Annotated in this window: 12 protein-coding genes; 9 read left to right on the forward strand and 3 right to left on the reverse strand. The window is 46.2% G+C overall.

Annotation, left to right across the window (positions count from 1 at the left end):
• The first annotated feature begins 25 nt into the window (after nucleotides 1-25).
• The 5 genes from IUA53_RS07120 (at nucleotide 26) to IUA53_RS07140 (ending at nucleotide 7,312) form a co-directional block, all read left to right on the forward strand.
• The gene (locus IUA53_RS07120; RefSeq protein WP_196898886.1) at nucleotides 26-574 is read left to right on the forward strand and encodes an elongation factor P hydroxylase; all 549 of its coding nucleotides are present in this window, start codon (nucleotides 26-28) and stop codon (nucleotides 572-574) included.
• A complete protein-coding gene (locus IUA53_RS07125) occupies nucleotides 571-1,701 on the forward strand; it encodes an ATP-NAD kinase family protein (RefSeq protein ID WP_196898888.1) in 1,131 nt (376 codons plus the stop codon). Before IUA53_RS07120 ends, IUA53_RS07125 begins: the two co-directional genes overlap by 4 nt.
• Nucleotides 1,702-1,753: 52 nt before the next feature.
• Complete coding sequence (locus IUA53_RS07130) at nucleotides 1,754-2,053, forward strand: YfcL family protein (protein WP_044057453.1); 300 nt, start codon at nucleotides 1,754-1,756, stop codon at nucleotides 2,051-2,053.
• A gap of 179 nt (nucleotides 2,054-2,232) precedes the next feature.
• The gene (locus IUA53_RS07135) at nucleotides 2,233-6,366 is read left to right on the forward strand and encodes a hybrid sensor histidine kinase/response regulator (RefSeq protein WP_231401275.1); all 4,134 of its coding nucleotides are present in this window, start codon (nucleotides 2,233-2,235) and stop codon (nucleotides 6,364-6,366) included.
• Nucleotides 6,367-6,499: 133 nt separating this feature from the next.
• A complete protein-coding gene (locus tag IUA53_RS07140) occupies nucleotides 6,500-7,312 on the forward strand; it encodes a mechanosensitive ion channel family protein (RefSeq protein WP_196899455.1) in 813 nt (270 codons plus the stop codon).
• 12 nt (nucleotides 7,313-7,324) lie between these two features.
• Here the strand turns inward: IUA53_RS07140 and IUA53_RS07145 are convergent, their stop codons facing one another.
• On the reverse strand, nucleotides 7,325-9,487 hold the full coding sequence (locus tag IUA53_RS07145) for a winged helix-turn-helix domain-containing protein (RefSeq protein WP_196898890.1): 2,163 nt from the start codon (nucleotides 9,485-9,487) through the stop codon (nucleotides 7,325-7,327).
• A 372-nt stretch (nucleotides 9,488-9,859) separates the two neighbouring features.
• Between IUA53_RS07145 and IUA53_RS07150 the strand changes: the two genes are divergently transcribed.
• Genes IUA53_RS07150 through IUA53_RS07160 form a run of 3 tightly spaced genes read left to right on the forward strand, consistent with a single transcriptional unit; the run spans nucleotide 9,860 to nucleotide 11,964 of the window.
• Nucleotides 9,860-10,474 (forward strand): FlgO family outer membrane protein, encoded by a 615-nt coding sequence (locus IUA53_RS07150; RefSeq protein WP_052364379.1) that lies wholly within the window; start codon nucleotides 9,860-9,862, stop codon nucleotides 10,472-10,474.
• Nucleotides 10,475-10,478: 4 nt separating this feature from the next.
• Entirely contained in the window at nucleotides 10,479-11,240 is a 762-nt protein-coding gene (locus tag IUA53_RS07155; RefSeq protein ID WP_044447880.1) for a FlgO family outer membrane protein, read from the forward strand.
• Nucleotide 11,241: 1 nt separating this feature from the next.
• Entirely contained in the window at nucleotides 11,242-11,964 is a 723-nt protein-coding gene (locus tag IUA53_RS07160; protein WP_196898892.1) for a FlgO family outer membrane protein, read from the forward strand.
• Here IUA53_RS07160 and mnmC read toward each other — a convergent pair.
• On the reverse strand, nucleotides 11,961-13,997 hold the full coding sequence (mnmC, locus tag IUA53_RS07165) for a bifunctional tRNA (5-methylaminomethyl-2-thiouridine)(34)-methyltransferase MnmD/FAD-dependent 5-carboxymethylaminomethyl-2-thiouridine(34) oxidoreductase MnmC (RefSeq protein ID WP_196898894.1): 2,037 nt from the start codon (nucleotides 13,995-13,997) through the stop codon (nucleotides 11,961-11,963). The two genes, IUA53_RS07160 and mnmC, sit on opposite strands and share 4 nt — an antisense overlap.
• A 309-nt stretch (nucleotides 13,998-14,306) precedes the next feature.
• On the opposite strand from mnmC, the gene fabB reads away from it, so the two are divergent.
• Nucleotides 14,307-15,521 (forward strand): beta-ketoacyl-ACP synthase I, encoded by a 1,215-nt coding sequence (gene fabB, locus IUA53_RS07170; RefSeq protein WP_196898896.1) that lies wholly within the window; start codon nucleotides 14,307-14,309, stop codon nucleotides 15,519-15,521.
• A gap of 67 nt (nucleotides 15,522-15,588) precedes the next feature.
• Here fabB and IUA53_RS07175 read toward each other — a convergent pair whose 3' ends face one another.
• Entirely contained in the window at nucleotides 15,589-16,281 is a 693-nt protein-coding gene (locus IUA53_RS07175; protein WP_044447877.1) for a Crp/Fnr family transcriptional regulator, read from the reverse strand.
• Nucleotides 16,282-16,375: the final 94 nt, after the last annotated feature.

Below are 16,375 nucleotides of genomic sequence, written 5' to 3' on the forward strand. Positions count from 1 at the left end.
TTGTTTGTTGACCTATAAGTGATGTATGAATTTAGAAGGTAATCAAAACCAGCCTCAGCAACGGGATGAAGACGTACCTATTCTTATAACGTTGTTTAACCGCACCTTTGCTGATTACAACACCCGTTTGGTGCTAGGCGAGGATGAACCCGTATACCTACCCGCTAATGACCAATGCCCTTATCATCAAATCGTGTTTGCCCACGGTTTTTTTTCAAGTGCCTTGCATGAAATCGCCCATTGGTGCATTGCGGGCGAAGCTCGACGTTTGCAAGAAGACTACGGTTACTGGTATTGCCCCGATGGACGTGATGCCCAACAGCAGGCCAATTTTGAAAAGGTAGAAATAAAGCCCCAAGCCATTGAATGGGCATTCACAGAAGCGGCAGGAAGAAAGTTTCAGGTGAGCACCGATAACTTAAACGGGGCAGAACCCGATAGGGAAACCTTCACAAAAAATGTGGCGGCTCAATTGGCGTGTTATCAAGAAAAGGGGTTTCCACCGAGGGCTCAGCGCTTTATTGATGCATTGATGGCAACATTTTCAACCCTGGCAAAGGGGAGCGCAGCATGAGTAATCCTCAATTTCGACTGGGCGTTATTGTTAACCCTTTTGCCGGGATTGGCGGCGCATTGGCGCTAAAAGGCAGTGACGGTGCGCAGGTGCGTGAAAAAGCGTTAGCCATGGGCGCGGAAAAAAAAGCCAACGAAAAAATGGCGAAAGCATTAAGTATTTTAGAGGCGCTATCGGGCAAATTTACCGTGGTGACCGCCCAAGGAGAGATGGGCGAAAGTGTATGTGTATCATTGGGGTTACCCTATGAGGTTATCTACTCACCAAGTTGCACGCAAACCGAGGGTGAAGATTCAGAAAAAGCCGCCCAGGCTATGCTTGAGGCCAATGTAGATTTGCTTTTATTTGCCGGAGGGGATGGTACCGCTCGAAATATTTGCAACGTGGTGGGCGCGGCGATACCCGTGTTAGGCGTGCCTGCTGGGTGCAAAATTCATTCTGGCGTTTACTGTGTTTCGCCCGCGGCGGCAGGGCAGGTGGTGAGTCAAATGATTGCCGGCGAGTTAGTTAGCGAAATGGAGGCAGAAGTCAGGGATATTGACGAAAATGCATTTCGACAAGGCAAAGTCATTGCCAAGCATTACGGAGAAATGCGAGTGCCCGCCGAGCTAACGTATATTCAGGCGGTAAAAATGGGCGGGAAAGAAGATGAAGCCCTTGTGCTTGATGATATTGCTGCCTACGTAAGTGAAATGATGGAAGATGAACCCGATACCTATTTTGTGATGGGATCAGGCTCTACTGTGGGTGCGATAATGGAGTACCTGGGGCTTGAAAACACCTTATTAGGGGTTGACGTGGTTCGCCAGGGAAAACGAGAGGCCAGTGATGTGACAGCATCGCAGCTTATTGCGCTTACCCAAGGTAAGCCGTGCAAGGTGGTGTTAACGGTTATTGGTGGTCAAGGCCACCTCTTAGGGCGAGGAAATCAACAACTTAGCCCAGAGTTTATTCGCCACGTAGGCAAACAAAACATGATAGTGGTGGCCACTAAGCAAAAAATCCGTGGGTTACACGGAAAGCCATTACGTCTGGATTCCGGCGATGAACGTTTGGACGCCCAGCTAAGTGGTGCGTTCACTATTATTACCGGATACAAAGATAAAGTATTGTATAACGCCGTTTAATATTAGCCCTTAAAAAAGAGGCGCGCGCGTTGAGTTAACAAAGGAGAAAGTCTTGTTACCACCTGCTGCAGCACCACAATCTGTGGTCGAAAAAATAGCAAAAATTGAATCCGCCCTAGACGATGTCGTGAACCATGGCAGTGACGATGAGTTGTTTATTGCCAGCTACTTGCAAGGGCACTTTGCTGTAGAAGCACGACAGTTAGAAATGCAAGAAAATGCCACGATTACGCTGCTTGATGAAAAGATGCAAGAAAGTCTTCAGCAAGCTTTCGCTAACAATGAATTAGAAGGTGACGACGCCGCTCGGGTTTCTGCTTTGTGGGCAAAGCTTATGTCTGAGAGCCGTTAATCGCGCAGACTTCATGCTTCTTTTGTCGAATGGATATACCCAGGTAAATGCTCTACATTAGGAGGTAATTCAATCATTACCCTTCCTTACCTATACGTATTTCATATTCAATGACGGCAAATTGCGCATATCATCGTAACCCTTTGAACATAGCCACGCGCTTGATAGCGGTGGTGTTTATGTTTTTTTGTTGTGCGTGTTCTTCGTTCGCTGTTGATAGCGATACCTTGATGAATGAATATGCCATTGAAAAACTTACGTTAGAAGAAGGCTTCGTTTCCTCAGAGATTTATTCCATTATTCAGGATCGTAAGGGGTTTTTATGGTTTGGCACCGCTGAAAACGGGGTCATGCGGTACGATGGTAGAAACGTCACCCTGTTTGAATACGATAGATCAACAGCCAGTGGGCTATCACATAATGATGCTGGCAATCTCATGCTCGATAAAAACGGCAATATTTGGGTGGGGACCTGGGGCGGCGGCGCAAACAAGTACAATCCGGCGACCGGCGAGTTTACGCGGTTTGCCCATGATGCCACACGAGATGACGCGTTATCGTCAAATCGTATTCAGTCGCTATTTCATGACGCGAGTGGTGATATTTGGTTAGGGTCTTATGCGGAAGGGTTAAATAAGTACCTAGGGGGCAATTCGTTCGCCCGTATCCAAGCCATTGAGGGTAAAGCCGATAGCCTTTCGCATAACCGAATATGGGATATTGAAGACAACGATGAGCATAGCTTATGGGTAGCCACCAGTTTTGGCCTCAACCTATTAGATAAACGCACGTTATCCGCCACACATTTCTTTCCTGAACCTGACAATAAAACAGGAACGGGCGCCAACGAAATTCGGAGCATTCTCATTGCCTCTAATGGGCGCTTTTACGTGGCTACCCAAGAAGGGCCTTTCATCTTCAACCCCGATACCGGCGAATTCACCCGGCAGCTAACGGTGAACGGCACCACGTTAGGCCAAGTGAATTCGATGATAGAAGATCACGAAGGTTATATTTGGTTTGTGACGACCAACGGCATTTATCGACAAGCTATGGATGAGCATGCCGTCGAAAAACTGGATTTTGATTACAATAATGGCCTTCGTATTATCTTTGAAGATCATACTCATACCAAATGGGTTACCAGCGAAGTTCATGGCATTTTCAAGCTAACGCCTCGCAAAAAAGTTAAGTTGATTAACAGTGATGAGTTAACACCACCCAATGGCATTGCGTTAGATGATGAAGGTGATGTCATCATCGTGAATGCCAGCGGCGATGTTTATCGATGGCAAGTCGACAATCAAAACCTCACTAAAATTGCAGACTCTGTGTTTAATGCTTTCGAGGGGTACGTGGACGATGGCGTTATAGAGCGTCCTATTGTGCTGCCAGACAGTGAGGCCTATTTGTGGATAGCGCAGGATGATTTTCTGGTTAAATTTAATCTAGAAACCGGCGTTTCTACCCCGGTGACTTACCCTCATTCTGACGAACGCTTTAGGCAATTTAGAGAATTTAGGGCGCTGGCGCTAGATGACGACAATCGACTTTGGATTGGCACCTATAAAAATGGTGTTTATGTGTATGACGAAACTGATCATGCCTTTACGCATCTCAATCACGCCCAGGGATTGTCGCACCCTGAAGTGCTCGATGTTACCAAAGACGATAAGGGTAACATGTGGGTGGGTACGGGCAGAGGGGTCAATATCTGGCCTAAAGGAGAGGATCGCTTTATCAACTTTGTTTACGATGAAAAGGACTCGGGCAGCCTTTTAGGCAACATTGTTGATGACATTCATCAAAGCGCAGATGGAAAAATTTGGGTAGCGACCCAAATGGGATTAAATCTCTACGTACCTGACAGCGCTTCATTTCAGCGCTTTAGTGAAGATGACGGCTTGCCCGCATCACTAATACGCGCCGTGAGTGATGGCAAAGACAGCACGCTTTGGTTAACCACCAATAAGGGAATCTTCTCTTACGACCCCCTAAATAAAAGCACACTGAATTATAAATTGAATACGAATTTAAGTGGCAAAAACTACTACCCTAACAGCCTATTTCGAGCAACCAATAATACTTTTTTTGCTAGCAGTCAGCGAGGGGTTGAATACTTTAGCTATGTGCAAAGCGACACGGAAATGGCGCAATCGAATATTGTATTAACAGGGTTTACAAAGATGGGGCAAGAAACCCCGCTAGACAAGCCGCTTCCCTATGTTTCTGAAATCGAGTTAAGTTATCTCGATTACTTCTTTACTCTTGAATTTGCTGTACTTGATTATACGGCGCCCAGTAAGGCGCGGTACGCCTACAAGTTAGAAGGCTACGATAATAACTGGATTGACATAGGCAATCGGAATAGCGTTTCTTTCTCTAATTTAAACGGTGGGCATTATCGCTTACTCGTAAAAGCAATGAACCATGAAGGTGAATGGGGGAGTAGCATCCTCAATTTACGCTTGCATGTTTCTTCTCCGCCGTGGAAAACCTGGTGGGCATACACCTTATATACCCTCTTTTTGGCAGCCTTAGTTTACTTGGTTATTTATCTGCGAACTCGGCTACATCAAACAGAGATCACAAAGCAAAAACAATTTGTTGTTGCCTTGGAGCAGCAGGTGTCTGAAAAAACTGCCTCGTTAGAAGCGCAAGCCTGTGACTTAAAAGAAGCGGTAAGCAAAGCCGAAGAAGCGACTAAGCTTAAATCTGAGTTTCTTGCCAATATGAGCCACGAAATAAGAACCCCAATGAATGGCGTCATTGGCATGTTAACGCTACTTAAAGATACAGGCTTAACAAACGAGCAAGCCCAGCGGGTGAATATTGCAAGTACCAGCGCCAACGCTCTGTTAAACCTCATCAACGATATTTTAGACTTTTCAAAAATTGAAGCCGATAAACTTGAACTCGAAAGCGTAGACGTTGACATCCGAAGTCTTGTGGAAGACCTCGTGCAATCGGTTGCGCATATTGCTCAGGAAAAAGGCATAGAGATAATCGTCGATGTCTCTGCCATCCGTGTTTCTACGATAAAAACAGACCCAAACCGACTTCGTCAAATAATAACCAATCTGCTAAGCAACGCCATTAAGTTTACCGAGCGCGGTGAGATTAAGATTACCGCCAGTCTTCAGCCTTCTGAACCCAAAGGAACCCAAATATTCCAGTGTACGGTTAAAGACACCGGTATTGGCATACCTGAACATAAGCTAGCGCACTTGTTTGATGCTTTTACCCAAGTGGATGCGTCTACCACCCGGCGCTACGGTGGCACAGGGTTAGGCTTGAGTATAACGAAAAAGCTCTGCAACTTACTTCAAGGTGATATTAAAGTTGTTAGCCAGTTAGGTGAGGGCAGTTGCTTTAAAGTGCATTGCCAAGTGAAGCACGCTAGCACGGCCACGCCACTCGACGCTGTGCTTGAGGGCGAAGGTAAACGTTGTTTAGTGATAGATGATAACAGCGCTAACCTATGTGCATTACAGAAGCAGCTTAGTGCAATGGGCGCTCACGTTCTAACCGCAAAAGACGGAGCGTCGGCACTAACGCTACTTCAGCAACAGCCTAGCAGTGATAAATGCGATATTGTGATAATTGATAGGCACATGCCAGGGATGAGTGGCACCGATATCATAAAGGCGATACGGGAAGATAAAGTGAACAACGCTGTTAAGCTGGTACTGTTAACCCAGTTGGGAGATGTGGGTGAAGCTCATTATTTTCAGCAGTTAGGGGTGTCAGCGGTTTATCCTAAACCGTTTAGAACCGACGATATGCGGGCCATGCTAAGCGGAGAAGAAAATCTTCAGCCATTTATAGCCAAACAGGTGAATTCGCCTAGGCAGGCTAATTATCACCTTGATGAGAAATGCGGGGCAACAAATCAAGGCGAAATGAATGACGCGCACGCCCCAAACGGTGCACAGGTACTGTTGGTAGAAGACAATGCCATCAATCAAATGGTGGCCGTGAATGTTATTGAAAGTATAGGCCTAGCTGTTACGGTGGCGAGCAATGGTAAAGAAGCGCTCGATGTATTGCGTAAGTCCAACGAAGGCGGCTGGGCATTTACCTTAGTTATTATGGATTGCCAGATGCCTGAAATGGACGGTTACGAAGCGACCAAGCAGATTCGACAAGGAAAAGCGGGTAACGAGAATATTAACATTCCCATCATCGCAATGACGGCTAATGCCATGCAAGGTGACAAAGAAAAGTGTTTACAAGCGGGTATGAGTGACTTTTTAACCAAGCCGGTCGATCGTGAGAAGCTGGTTGATAAACTCGCCCATTGGGTTAAGTAAGCCTAAAATCACATGGCGGAGCAGCGTATTTTTGATGATAAACGCAATAAGATTGAATTTGTACTTGAATAAGGCACTTACCGTTGTTTATGCTCTCACTCACACCCCCTCCAGCGTAATTAAACAATAAATGATAGAAGAATTACAACAAGCACAGGCGCTTTACGACATCCTGATAGAATTTGCTGTGGCCTACAGTTTTCAAATTGTCGGCGGCTTGTTCATTTTATTTGTGGGGTGGTGGCTCGCCGGTAAAATTGGCAATGTGGTCGAAAACTTAATGATTGGCCGCAATATCGATATAACGCTGAGTCGTTTTACCGGGGGTGCCTGTAAAATCCTTATTCTTGCCCTTGTCATTATTATTGCTCTTGGCAATATAGGCATTAGCGTGACGCCATTGATTGCAGCAATTGGCGCAGTGGGGTTGGGGGCAGGCCTGGCTATTCAGGGAATGCTGGCGAATTATGCCGCTGGTTTTACCATTATTATTACCCGTCCATTTGTTTTGGGTGACACTATTCAAGTTCGCGGTGTGTCTGGCGTAGTGGATAAAGTCATGCTGCCTTACACCATATTAATTGACGAAGACAACGTACAGATCCAAATTCCAAATAAGTTAATTGTTGGCGAAATTTTGCATAATTCTGCTGAACAAATGCTTATTGAACTTGAGGTTGGTGTGGCCTATCACAGTGATGTTAATCAGGTCACCGCGCTCATAGAAAACGCCATTGCAAAGGTAGACGGTGTGGATAGCACCAAAAAGCCTGCAGTTGGCGTGGATAACTTTGGTGATAGCAGTATTAATTTCGGTGTACGGGTATGGGCGCTTACTACCCGTCATTATGAAGTTCGTTATGCGCTAAATAACGCCATATTTGCAGCACTTAAAAACGACAGTATCGAAATACCTTTCCCACAACGGGAAGTGAAAATGCGTTAAGCCTGCTTTATGTTAGTGGGCTAAATTTACCGTGCTATGAATGTCGCCTTCTAGGCTTTCAAGATCGCTAACTAAAACCTGCCCCTGATGTACGTCATAGCTAGAAAAGGCGTTAAGGGGCAACACGTCAGCACTGCCTTTCTCAGCTATCGGGACGCTGTTTATGTATTCCCTTTCTCCCACGGTGGTCACGTAATACACAACGCCATTATCGATTTTTACGTGATAAAACCCCTCAGGTAACCTGATTCGCATATCTTCGAGGAATGGCGCGTAGTCGAGTTGTTTCTTTTCCAGGTGAAGACCATCAAGGCGGTAAAGCTTATGGCTATGTTGCTCTATAAGGTAAACATAGCGAGGGTTTTCAACATCGCGCAGCCCAAATCCCCATCGGCGAGACAAGCCGCGCGTATCCGAACCGTTGATTGATACCATCCGCAGGCGTGGTACGCCATCTTGAACTTCGGTGATACCAATGTGAGTGCCAGTTAGCCAGTCTAGCGCAATAATAGGGTTGCCCGCGCCGTAAATACGTTGCTCTGGGGGAAGGGCAGTTAGGGGGGCCTCAAAGGCCAATGCACTCGTTGGCACAAGGTAAACGTCATTTTCCACATTCAGCAGTAGGTTTTTGTCATCGCCAGATAGGGATAAATAGGACAGTGAGTGTGCTTGGGGGAAGTTAGTCACGATGTGTGCGTAGGGTTGGGTTGCATCAGCCAGATAAACTTGGCTTTTCCCACTGCGTTTCGACAAAAATAAGTACTTATTTTTTGTGTGAAAAAGTGCAGGGTAGGTGTCCATAACCGCTGAATTGTCTACAGAGGCGAGATGGTCGCTCTTGCCCTTTTGGAAGCCATCAGATGAGGCCAACCAACGAAGGCTCATATTTTCTTGGTAGGTGCTAAAAAGGATGTTTTTTCCCTCGGGAAAGCGGGATAGATGTGCCGACAATGGTTGCGAAGAATTCACCACGGTGACGGCATGACTGCCGTCGAAATTACTGGTAATGATTTGATTTGACGGGGGCGCAGAAAAATAGAAAACCTGCTGTGAATTATGGTGCCATATTGCTTCATACACAGGGTGAGAGAATGTTATGCCTTGTGTCATCTTGTTGTTGTTAAGTTGTAGCGCGAGTAATTGCGTCTTGTGATCGCTAGCTGTACTCATGATAAGCAGCTTTTTTCCATCAGGAGAAATATCAAGGCTGTGGTGCCCCCAACCTGTTGGTTCGGGTTGCGCGACCAGTTGGTGAGTTTGATGCTTTATGTCGAAACGATAGATGTGATTGGGCCAATAGTTTTGCGGCTGAGCGGTATAATAAAACGCCTTTTCCTCTTGGTGATACGCTATATCTTTTAACTTTTTATTACTGCAATCGAAGTGCTTCTCGCTATGCTCAATGCGCAACGGGCGAATAGAAAGAGAGGTTAATGTTCCTTCGTATACCGCACAGGTTGCGGATGTTTTGTTGATATAAAAAAGCTGGGTGGCTGATGTGTTGGTGTTTTGGGTGACATCAATAATGTGAGTAATGCCTGTACGCAATGCAATCTGTTGGGTAACGGACGACTTTAGATGTTTAAGCCAAAGTGTATAGTGCTTGCCTGTCTGATGTTGTCGCAAAAACAAAAGATGCTCACCGTTTGGGTGTGCGGACGGCGAAATCTCAACACCGGACGCACGGGTTAAAGCAACAGATGTACCTGTATCAGGTGCGTTATTGCCCGCACCCCAGCTAAACAGCGCCACCAGCGCGATTATCAGTAGCAGGGCTCCACCACCGGCGGCGTAGAGGTTTGTTGATGGTAGTTTTGAGGCACTTACAGACGAACCTATGGAGGGGACAACTGCTTCTTTTTCTACCGCAGACAGGGAACAAACAAACCTATAGCCCTGCTTAGGGATAGTTTGAATAAAGCGGGGGCTTTTAGCGTCGTCGCCTAATATTTTGCGAAGGTTTCCTATTAGCTTGTTCACCGCATTATCGGTAACCAAGGTGCCAGGCCATAAATGGGCTAGCAGATCGTCTCTTGTGAGTATGCGATTAGGTTGTTCGGTAAATAGCAGTAACAGATCGAATATTTTGGGCTCAAGGTGAACAATGCTTTCGCCCTGATTAAGCAGAAGCTGTCGCTTCTCAATGTCGAATATGTGACTGCCAATATAAATCATAGCCTACTGCATTGACGCAAAGTACAAGTAGCATTCAACTATACAGTAAGGGAATATTTACATAAAGAACAAATAGTTGCCTGTGCAATCTTTGCTGCTTTTGTGAAATATCACCTTTTCATCATCTTTGTTACGGTTTAGCAGCACAAGGCAAGCGGCAATAGTAAACGGCAAAGGGCTTCCGCATTTTGGGATGAATTCGCGTATATTGCCTGTAATCTATCCAGCGTGTATTTGTCTAATGCACAGATTTTATTGGGGTTTGTTAAAAATACACTTGAAGTTTAGTTAGGTGGTGCGAAGATTGCAGACCTGCGGTAGACGTTGCATAAATTGTGCAAATCTCTTGTTTCGCTAGATTTAGGTTATTTTATGATTGCTATCAAAAAGCCATTGCTGGCATGGGTTGTTATTGCATTAATGCAAGTGGGCTGCAGTTCATCCGAACAGCAACAATCAATGTCTCAAGCAGAAACCCCTAATGTGCCGGCGTTGGGTAATGTTGAATACCACACTTATATTCTAGCCAATGAGCTTTTTGCAGGCGTGCGTCCTTCACGGCAAACCCGTTATGCCGTGGTAGGTTTTGTGCCCGCCGACACCATGAAATATAACCCTGACAATCAGCATCCACTTATGCTTTTAGGCCATCAATTAGAGCAAGGTATGATTACCGAAGCGTCAAAAAGAGGTTTTACTACTCAAGAATTTAAGTTATCGAACGATATAATGTTAAACGACAACAGTGACAGAATACTAACAAGAGATATTGAACAGTTGTCAGACATTGAACGCGTAGACTTTTATATAACGGGCACCCTTGTATATCAACAGGCGGGCGCTATGGTTAACGCGCGCATTATTAATGCAAGAAACAAAGACGTGGTGGCCGCTGCGACGCGCTTTTTCCCTTCAGAATTATTTTGGGAAACCGAGCAGGTAACCAGCCGCAATGGGCGTTTGTACAGAACTGAGAGTACGAGGTAACGGGATGAGTGCATTTAACAAGCGAATAGCCTTAATGGTAGCAGGGATAGTAGTTTCCCTAAGTGGCTGTTCTATGATGAAAGGTGATGACGAAACGGCGCAAGCCGAGCCTGTTAGTCAACCTATGAATGTCATCGATATTACGGCCATCGACCGTGCTCCGGTGGAGCCAGACGATGATGATGAAAGCGCAAGTCAAGGTATGGATGCCTATGGTGCCATTGGCCAACCGCCACTCTATTCAAGCGTGCAAGGCGCTTACAAGGGCCGACCACTCACTAAGCATATTGGCGATTATGTGAAAAACATGACCCAAGACCTTATTGCTAATATGGAGTATGTGAACGAAAAAACGCCCATTGGTGTAACGCACTTCGCATTAATTGATACCGACCTACAAACTACGGATTTACTCGGTAGGCAAATGGCCGAATCTTTTGTACATGAATTGCATAAATTTCGTGTTCCTGTTATCGATTTTAAAGCCACAGATTACATTCGAATTACCACTGATGGCGACTTCGTATTAAGTCGAGACTACCTAGAGTTAAGCAGTAGTTTACCCATTGAGTATGTGCTAACAGGCACCATGGCGAAACACCAAGGTGGTGTACTCGTGAACGCGCGAATTTTAGGTATAGAATCTCGCGCAGTGGTGGCCAGCGCACAAATGCTGGTGCCGTTTTACGTGGTAGATGCACTTATTCCTAGTAATGGTAGCCAGCAAAATGGCATGCGCGATGGCGTAAGATTAAGCCGAGGTTAACATGGAAAATAAGCGTCTTTGGGCGGTGATGTTTGTCTTACTGGCTTTCACACTCGCCGGCTGCACTAGCACCGAATCCATGGGGTCGTTTTGGCTAGGTGACGATGGTGAAATTTCCCACGACGAAAAACCCGTACCTGTGCCTCGTGGTTCGGGGCTGGTCTACACACCTGATTCTAGAGATCGCGAATATCAGCAGTATGTGACGGTTGAGCCAGGCTACCGAGACCCTTTGCATCACGGCTTTTTCCCTTCACAAACCCATAAACGCCTGAACGATTACGCCTCTCAGTTGGCCATGAACCTTATGGAAAATGCCACGCGATTAACCTTAGAAGACAGGGTGGGTATCACCAGTTTTGTTAGGCTTAATCAATCGTTAGAAGATGGAACCGTGCTGGGTAATCAGCTTTCTGAGTACCTTATAGCTGAATTACAAGATTTTGGCTTGGCCATTGTGGATTTTAAATTAGCCGGTGGGGTGACAGTTACGCCCTACGGCGATTTTGTACTCTCGCGCAAAGCGAATGCGTTGGCAAAGCAGGTAGCTATTGACCATGTGGTAACCGGCACCATCATTGAAGATGACCGTGGCGTGCGTGTTAACGCCCGTATTGTGTCAATGCAAAATAAAAACGTGGTGGCCAGTGCGAATGTTTATATTCCTGCATTTATTGTAATGGATTTAAATAAAATCGTTTCTACCACGGCGCTGGCAAATTAATCTTCTAATATTCCTCTTATGCACTCTCTTACCATAAATCGCGCTGGGTGCAGTGCGTGACACAAATCTTTAGTTAAAGGAAGCGGGCTGTGAGTAAGCTCGCTTGCGAGCAATTCAGCGGCTAAAGGCGCCGTGGTTAACCCGCGAGATCCCAAACAGCATAGTGTACTCACCGGAATGTCCTCAATGGGTGATGCCTGACTGATAGGTTTGCCCAGTGATAAATCGACGTAATGGGGCTTCAAATTGGTAAAGTGCGTGAGTACACCACACACAGGCTGGTGATCCGGTGAGCCTAAACGCGTTGCAGCACGGGCAGTACCATCGTGGTGCAGTTGTTCCACCAGTTGCGCACCTAACATGGCCTTTTTATGGGTTTGTAAGTTTTGTTCAGTGTCTTGTGTATTTACATCTGTGTTTAAATCGTCTTTACCGTACGTTGAGCCAAGTGCATGACGGCCCAGATGCGCGGGTGTCATATAACCCTTATGGCAAAGTACAGTGGCAAGTGGCTTTAGCGGCGATTGGCTAGGTATGGCTTCCACTTGGCCTCTTACGGGGCGAAGTGGAAGTGAAGCAAACGCGGGCAAGTTAACTGCCCCCGCACCTAACGCGAGTATCAGGTGCTTCGCTGTTAATGTTTCACCTGTGTCAAAATTCACGCGAACCGTTTTCATTCCTTGTGATGATTGCATAACCTCATGGTCGCCGTATCGGTGGTGAGGTTTTAGGGTAACCTGGCCGTAATTTTGGGCTAAGGTTAGCAGAGCTGTCACTAAGTCAGGCGGCGAAATCCAGCCTCCAAGAGGAATAAACAGCCCATCAAATGGCAAGGGGATTTTCGCGCGCTCACTAATAAACTCGGGTGTGGCAGCATGGACAAGTGCCGAAGGCCATACATCATTTTCAATTAATTTGCGCTGGCGCTCGGCAACTTTTTCGTTAAAGTTTAGCTGTGCAACGCCACAGAAATCATGCGCAATACGTTGCCCTTCTTGGCTTGCAATCACCTGGTTGTAATATGCGCGGGCAAACAAAAAACTATGGGCTTGTAAGCGGCTGGCAATGCTTTCTTGAGCATGAAGCTGCGGGTAAAATCCACCTTGGGGGTTACCAGACGCGCCTGAGGCTAAATTCTTACCATCAAAGCACACAGTCACCTTCAAGCCTTGCTTCGCCAAGGCTAACGTGGCGGTAGCCGCGGCAAGTCCAGACCCCACCACAATAACCTCGTCACCCGGCGATAACTTGCGTCTATTATAGCGATAATAAGGGCCTTCAAAGTCGCGGCCTTGTGCTTTTTCCTCACTGTAAGTACCGGTAAGCATATCGCGCTTACGCCCGAAGCCATTCCGTTTTTGAATAGTAAAGCCCACATTCGCTAAACCGCGTTTGACGATGCCCGCTGCTGTAAAGGTGCCAAACGTGGCGCCTTGTTTGGACAGCCTTGCCATTTGGCGAAACAAATCGTCGGTCCACATTTCGGGGTTTTTACTCGGCGCAAACCCATCTAAGAACCAAGCGTCTACCAAGCCAGAAATAGGGGACGACCATTGCGGTAAGCGTTCATGAACATCACCGATCCACAAATCTAAGGTGGTTGAAAAGGCCTCAAAGTGCCTGCGATGACAGCCTTCTAAACCTAGAGGATAGGCTGTTTTAAGTGCATTAGCTTGGGCCTGAAGTGTAGGGAAGGCGTCAAGGGCTTTTTGCATATCCGGTAGCGGTAGCGGGTATTTTTCGGTACTGAGAAAATACAGATGCTTCAGTGGGTGCGATGGGTTATTTTGACGAAACTCGCTAAATACCTTCATGGCCACTAAGAAATTAAGGCCAGTACCAAATCCGGTCTCAGCAATCACAAAATAGGGGGCTTGCCAGTTTTCCCATCGGGTGAGTAAGTCATTTCCAGCCACAAAAACGTGCAGGGTTTCATCAACACCACTATCTTTTGAAAAGTAAACATCATCAAAGTGTGACGCAATAGGGGTGCCTTTGTCGTTAAAATGAACTTCTGCCTGCTTAGATTTCACGTTTTTACACTACTCTGTACATTCAAATGGATACGCTGAGCGCATTTTACTAAAAACCCACCAAGAGTGCTTGAGTGAAAAACAGAATTTTTGCTACAGGTTACCTGTGAAGATTTTATGAAGTTCGCACATTCTGGTGCCAATACACTATTTGTTTCGTGATACATTGGCTAAAGTATTCTACAAAATGCGCAAATATAACTATCAATAATAGCGAAGCGGTATGTTTGGGGTGTGTGGTGGCGCAAAGCAGACCACTTCATGATGTAAAATCGTTACCATAGGCCGCATCAACGCAAAGGGTAAACTATGAAAAGAGCAGTAATCACCGGGCTTGGCATTGTTTCAAGTATCGGCGTCAATAAACAAGAAGTGCTTGCTTCTTTGCAAGCAGGAAAATCTGGCATTACGTTTTCAGAACAATTTGCCGAAATGGGCCTTAGAAGCCAAGTTTGGGGCAATATTGATATTGACCTTAAAGCACATATCGACCGCAAAGCAATGCGCTTTATGGGCGATGCAGCGGCCTACGCGTATGTTGCAATGCAGCAAGCGATTGAAGACTCGGGTCTTGAAGAAAAAGACATTTCAAATGATCGCACAGGTATTATTGCCGGTTCTGGCGGTGCATCTTCTGAAAACCAGGTATTGTCTGCAGATATTCTTCGTGAAAAAGGTGTAAAACGCGTAGGGCCTTATATGGTTCCTCGTTGTATGGCATCAACGGTATCAGCATGTTTGGCTACGCCATTTAAAATTCGTGGTGTTAGTTACTCGATTGCTTCTGCGTGTGCCACCAGTGCTCACTGTATTGGTAATGCATTAGAGCTTATTCAACTTGGCAAGCAAGATGTTGTATTCGCCGGTGGTGGCGAAGAGCTACATTGGTCGCTATCCAGTCAATTTGACGCCATGGGTGCACTCAGCTCTAAATACAACGACAATCCAGCTGTAGCGTCTCGTACCTATGATGCCGCACGAGATGGTTTTGTTAGCTCTGGTGGCGGTGGCATGGTGGTGGTTGAAGAACTGGAGCATGCCTTAGCCCGTGGTGCAAAAATTTATGGTGAAGTGGTTGGCTATGGCGCGACCTCTGATGGATTTGACATGGTCGCACCATCAGGTGAAGGCGCCATTCGATGCATGAAGATGGCCATGCAAAACGTTGACGCCCCTATTGACTACCTTAACACGCATGGCACTTCAACACCGGTAGGTGACGTGAAAGAGCTGGCAGCGATTCAGGAAGTCTTTGGTCAATCAGGCGTGCCTATTAGCGCCACAAAGTCATTGACCGGGCATGCCCTAGGTGCAGCGGGTGTCAATGAAGCGATTTATAGTTTGTTAATGCTAGAAAACGACTTTATTGCGCCGTCTATTAACATAGATACACTGGATGAGGCTGCAGCAGGGCTTGATATCGTTACTGAAACCCGCCAAGCCACGCTAAATACCGTCATGTCTAACAGCTTCGGTTTCGGCGGCACCAATGCGACCTTGGTAATGCAGCGCTACGAGAAATAATGCAGCGCTACGAGAAATAGCGCAGCGCTACGAAAAAAAACACAGCGCTAAGCCATAGGCGCTGTGCTTACTCGTTAAGTAGGGCAAACATACCATTCATGTCCATTACGGTAATTTGTCCGTAGTGGACACGAACCACTCCTTCAGCTTGTAAACCTTGAAGCAATTGATTCACCGTTTGGCGACTACTATTAATCATTTGCGCCAGCGATTCCTGAGACAACCGCAATACAACACTGTTTTGGGTAGGTTGATATTGCCCAAAACTGGTAGACAGCATAAGTAACCGTTTCACCAATTGTTGCTTCAAACTTAACCCTGCACTGGAATCAATAAACTGAAATGCACTGCGCACGCGGGAGCACAGTAAGCGGGTAAAGTGCGGGTAAAGTTGAGGGTGGCTTTCCAACATACGCTTAAACGCGGTTTTAGGAATAATGCCTACCCAAGTGTCTACATCACAATAACTGTCATGGGTGCGGGGTAAATCATCAAACAAAGATATTTCACCAAACCAGGTACCCGGGCCCAATAGGGCAAGAAGAAGGGCTTTACCGTCGTTGCCGGTATTCATTACCCGAATCCTTCCTTCACAAACGCCGTAAAACCCCACACCTTCATCGCCTTTTCCGTGCAATAAATGGCCAGCGTCAAAATGTCTGCAACGCATATTTTCAAACACCACAGTTTGCAATTCAACCGGGATGGACGCGAACCAGGTTGCCCGTGATAATCGACGTTTATATTCTTCTTTTAACATATTGCTTACAAGGCGATTTTTATGGCAGTGTAGCGACAAATATCTTATTGGGGTAGAGAAATATTTCCCGCTAAGAAATTGCTTTGCCAAGGTT

This window comes from Alteromonas sp. B31-7 (assembly GCF_015767655.1).
GTDB classification, from domain to species: domain Bacteria; phylum Pseudomonadota; class Gammaproteobacteria; order Enterobacterales; family Alteromonadaceae; genus Alteromonas; species Alteromonas australica.

What these genes read in the sequence shown, in the direction of transcription:
- IUA53_RS07120 (WP_196898886.1), top strand. Translation starts at nt 26, where the DNA reads ATGAATTTAGAAGGTAATCAAAACCAGCCTCAGCAACGGGATGAAGAC.
- IUA53_RS07125 (WP_196898888.1), top strand. Translation starts at nt 571, where the DNA reads ATGAGTAATCCTCAATTTCGACTGGGCGTTATTGTTAACCCTTTTGCC.
- IUA53_RS07135 (WP_231401275.1), top strand. Translation starts at nt 2,233, where the DNA reads ATGTTTTTTTGTTGTGCGTGTTCTTCGTTCGCTGTTGATAGCGATACC.
- IUA53_RS07145 (WP_196898890.1), bottom strand. Translation starts at nt 9,487, where the DNA reads ATGATTTATATTGGCAGTCACATATTCGACATTGAGAAGCGACAGCTT.
- IUA53_RS07150 (WP_052364379.1), top strand. Translation starts at nt 9,860, where the DNA reads ATGATTGCTATCAAAAAGCCATTGCTGGCATGGGTTGTTATTGCATTA.
- IUA53_RS07155 (WP_044447880.1), top strand. Translation starts at nt 10,479, where the DNA reads ATGAGTGCATTTAACAAGCGAATAGCCTTAATGGTAGCAGGGATAGTA.
- IUA53_RS07160 (WP_196898892.1), top strand. Translation starts at nt 11,242, where the DNA reads ATGGAAAATAAGCGTCTTTGGGCGGTGATGTTTGTCTTACTGGCTTTC.
- fabB (WP_196898896.1), top strand. Translation starts at nt 14,307, where the DNA reads ATGAAAAGAGCAGTAATCACCGGGCTTGGCATTGTTTCAAGTATCGGC.
- IUA53_RS07175 (WP_044447877.1), bottom strand. Translation starts at nt 16,281, where the DNA reads ATGTTAAAAGAAGAATATAAACGTCGATTATCACGGGCAACCTGGTTC.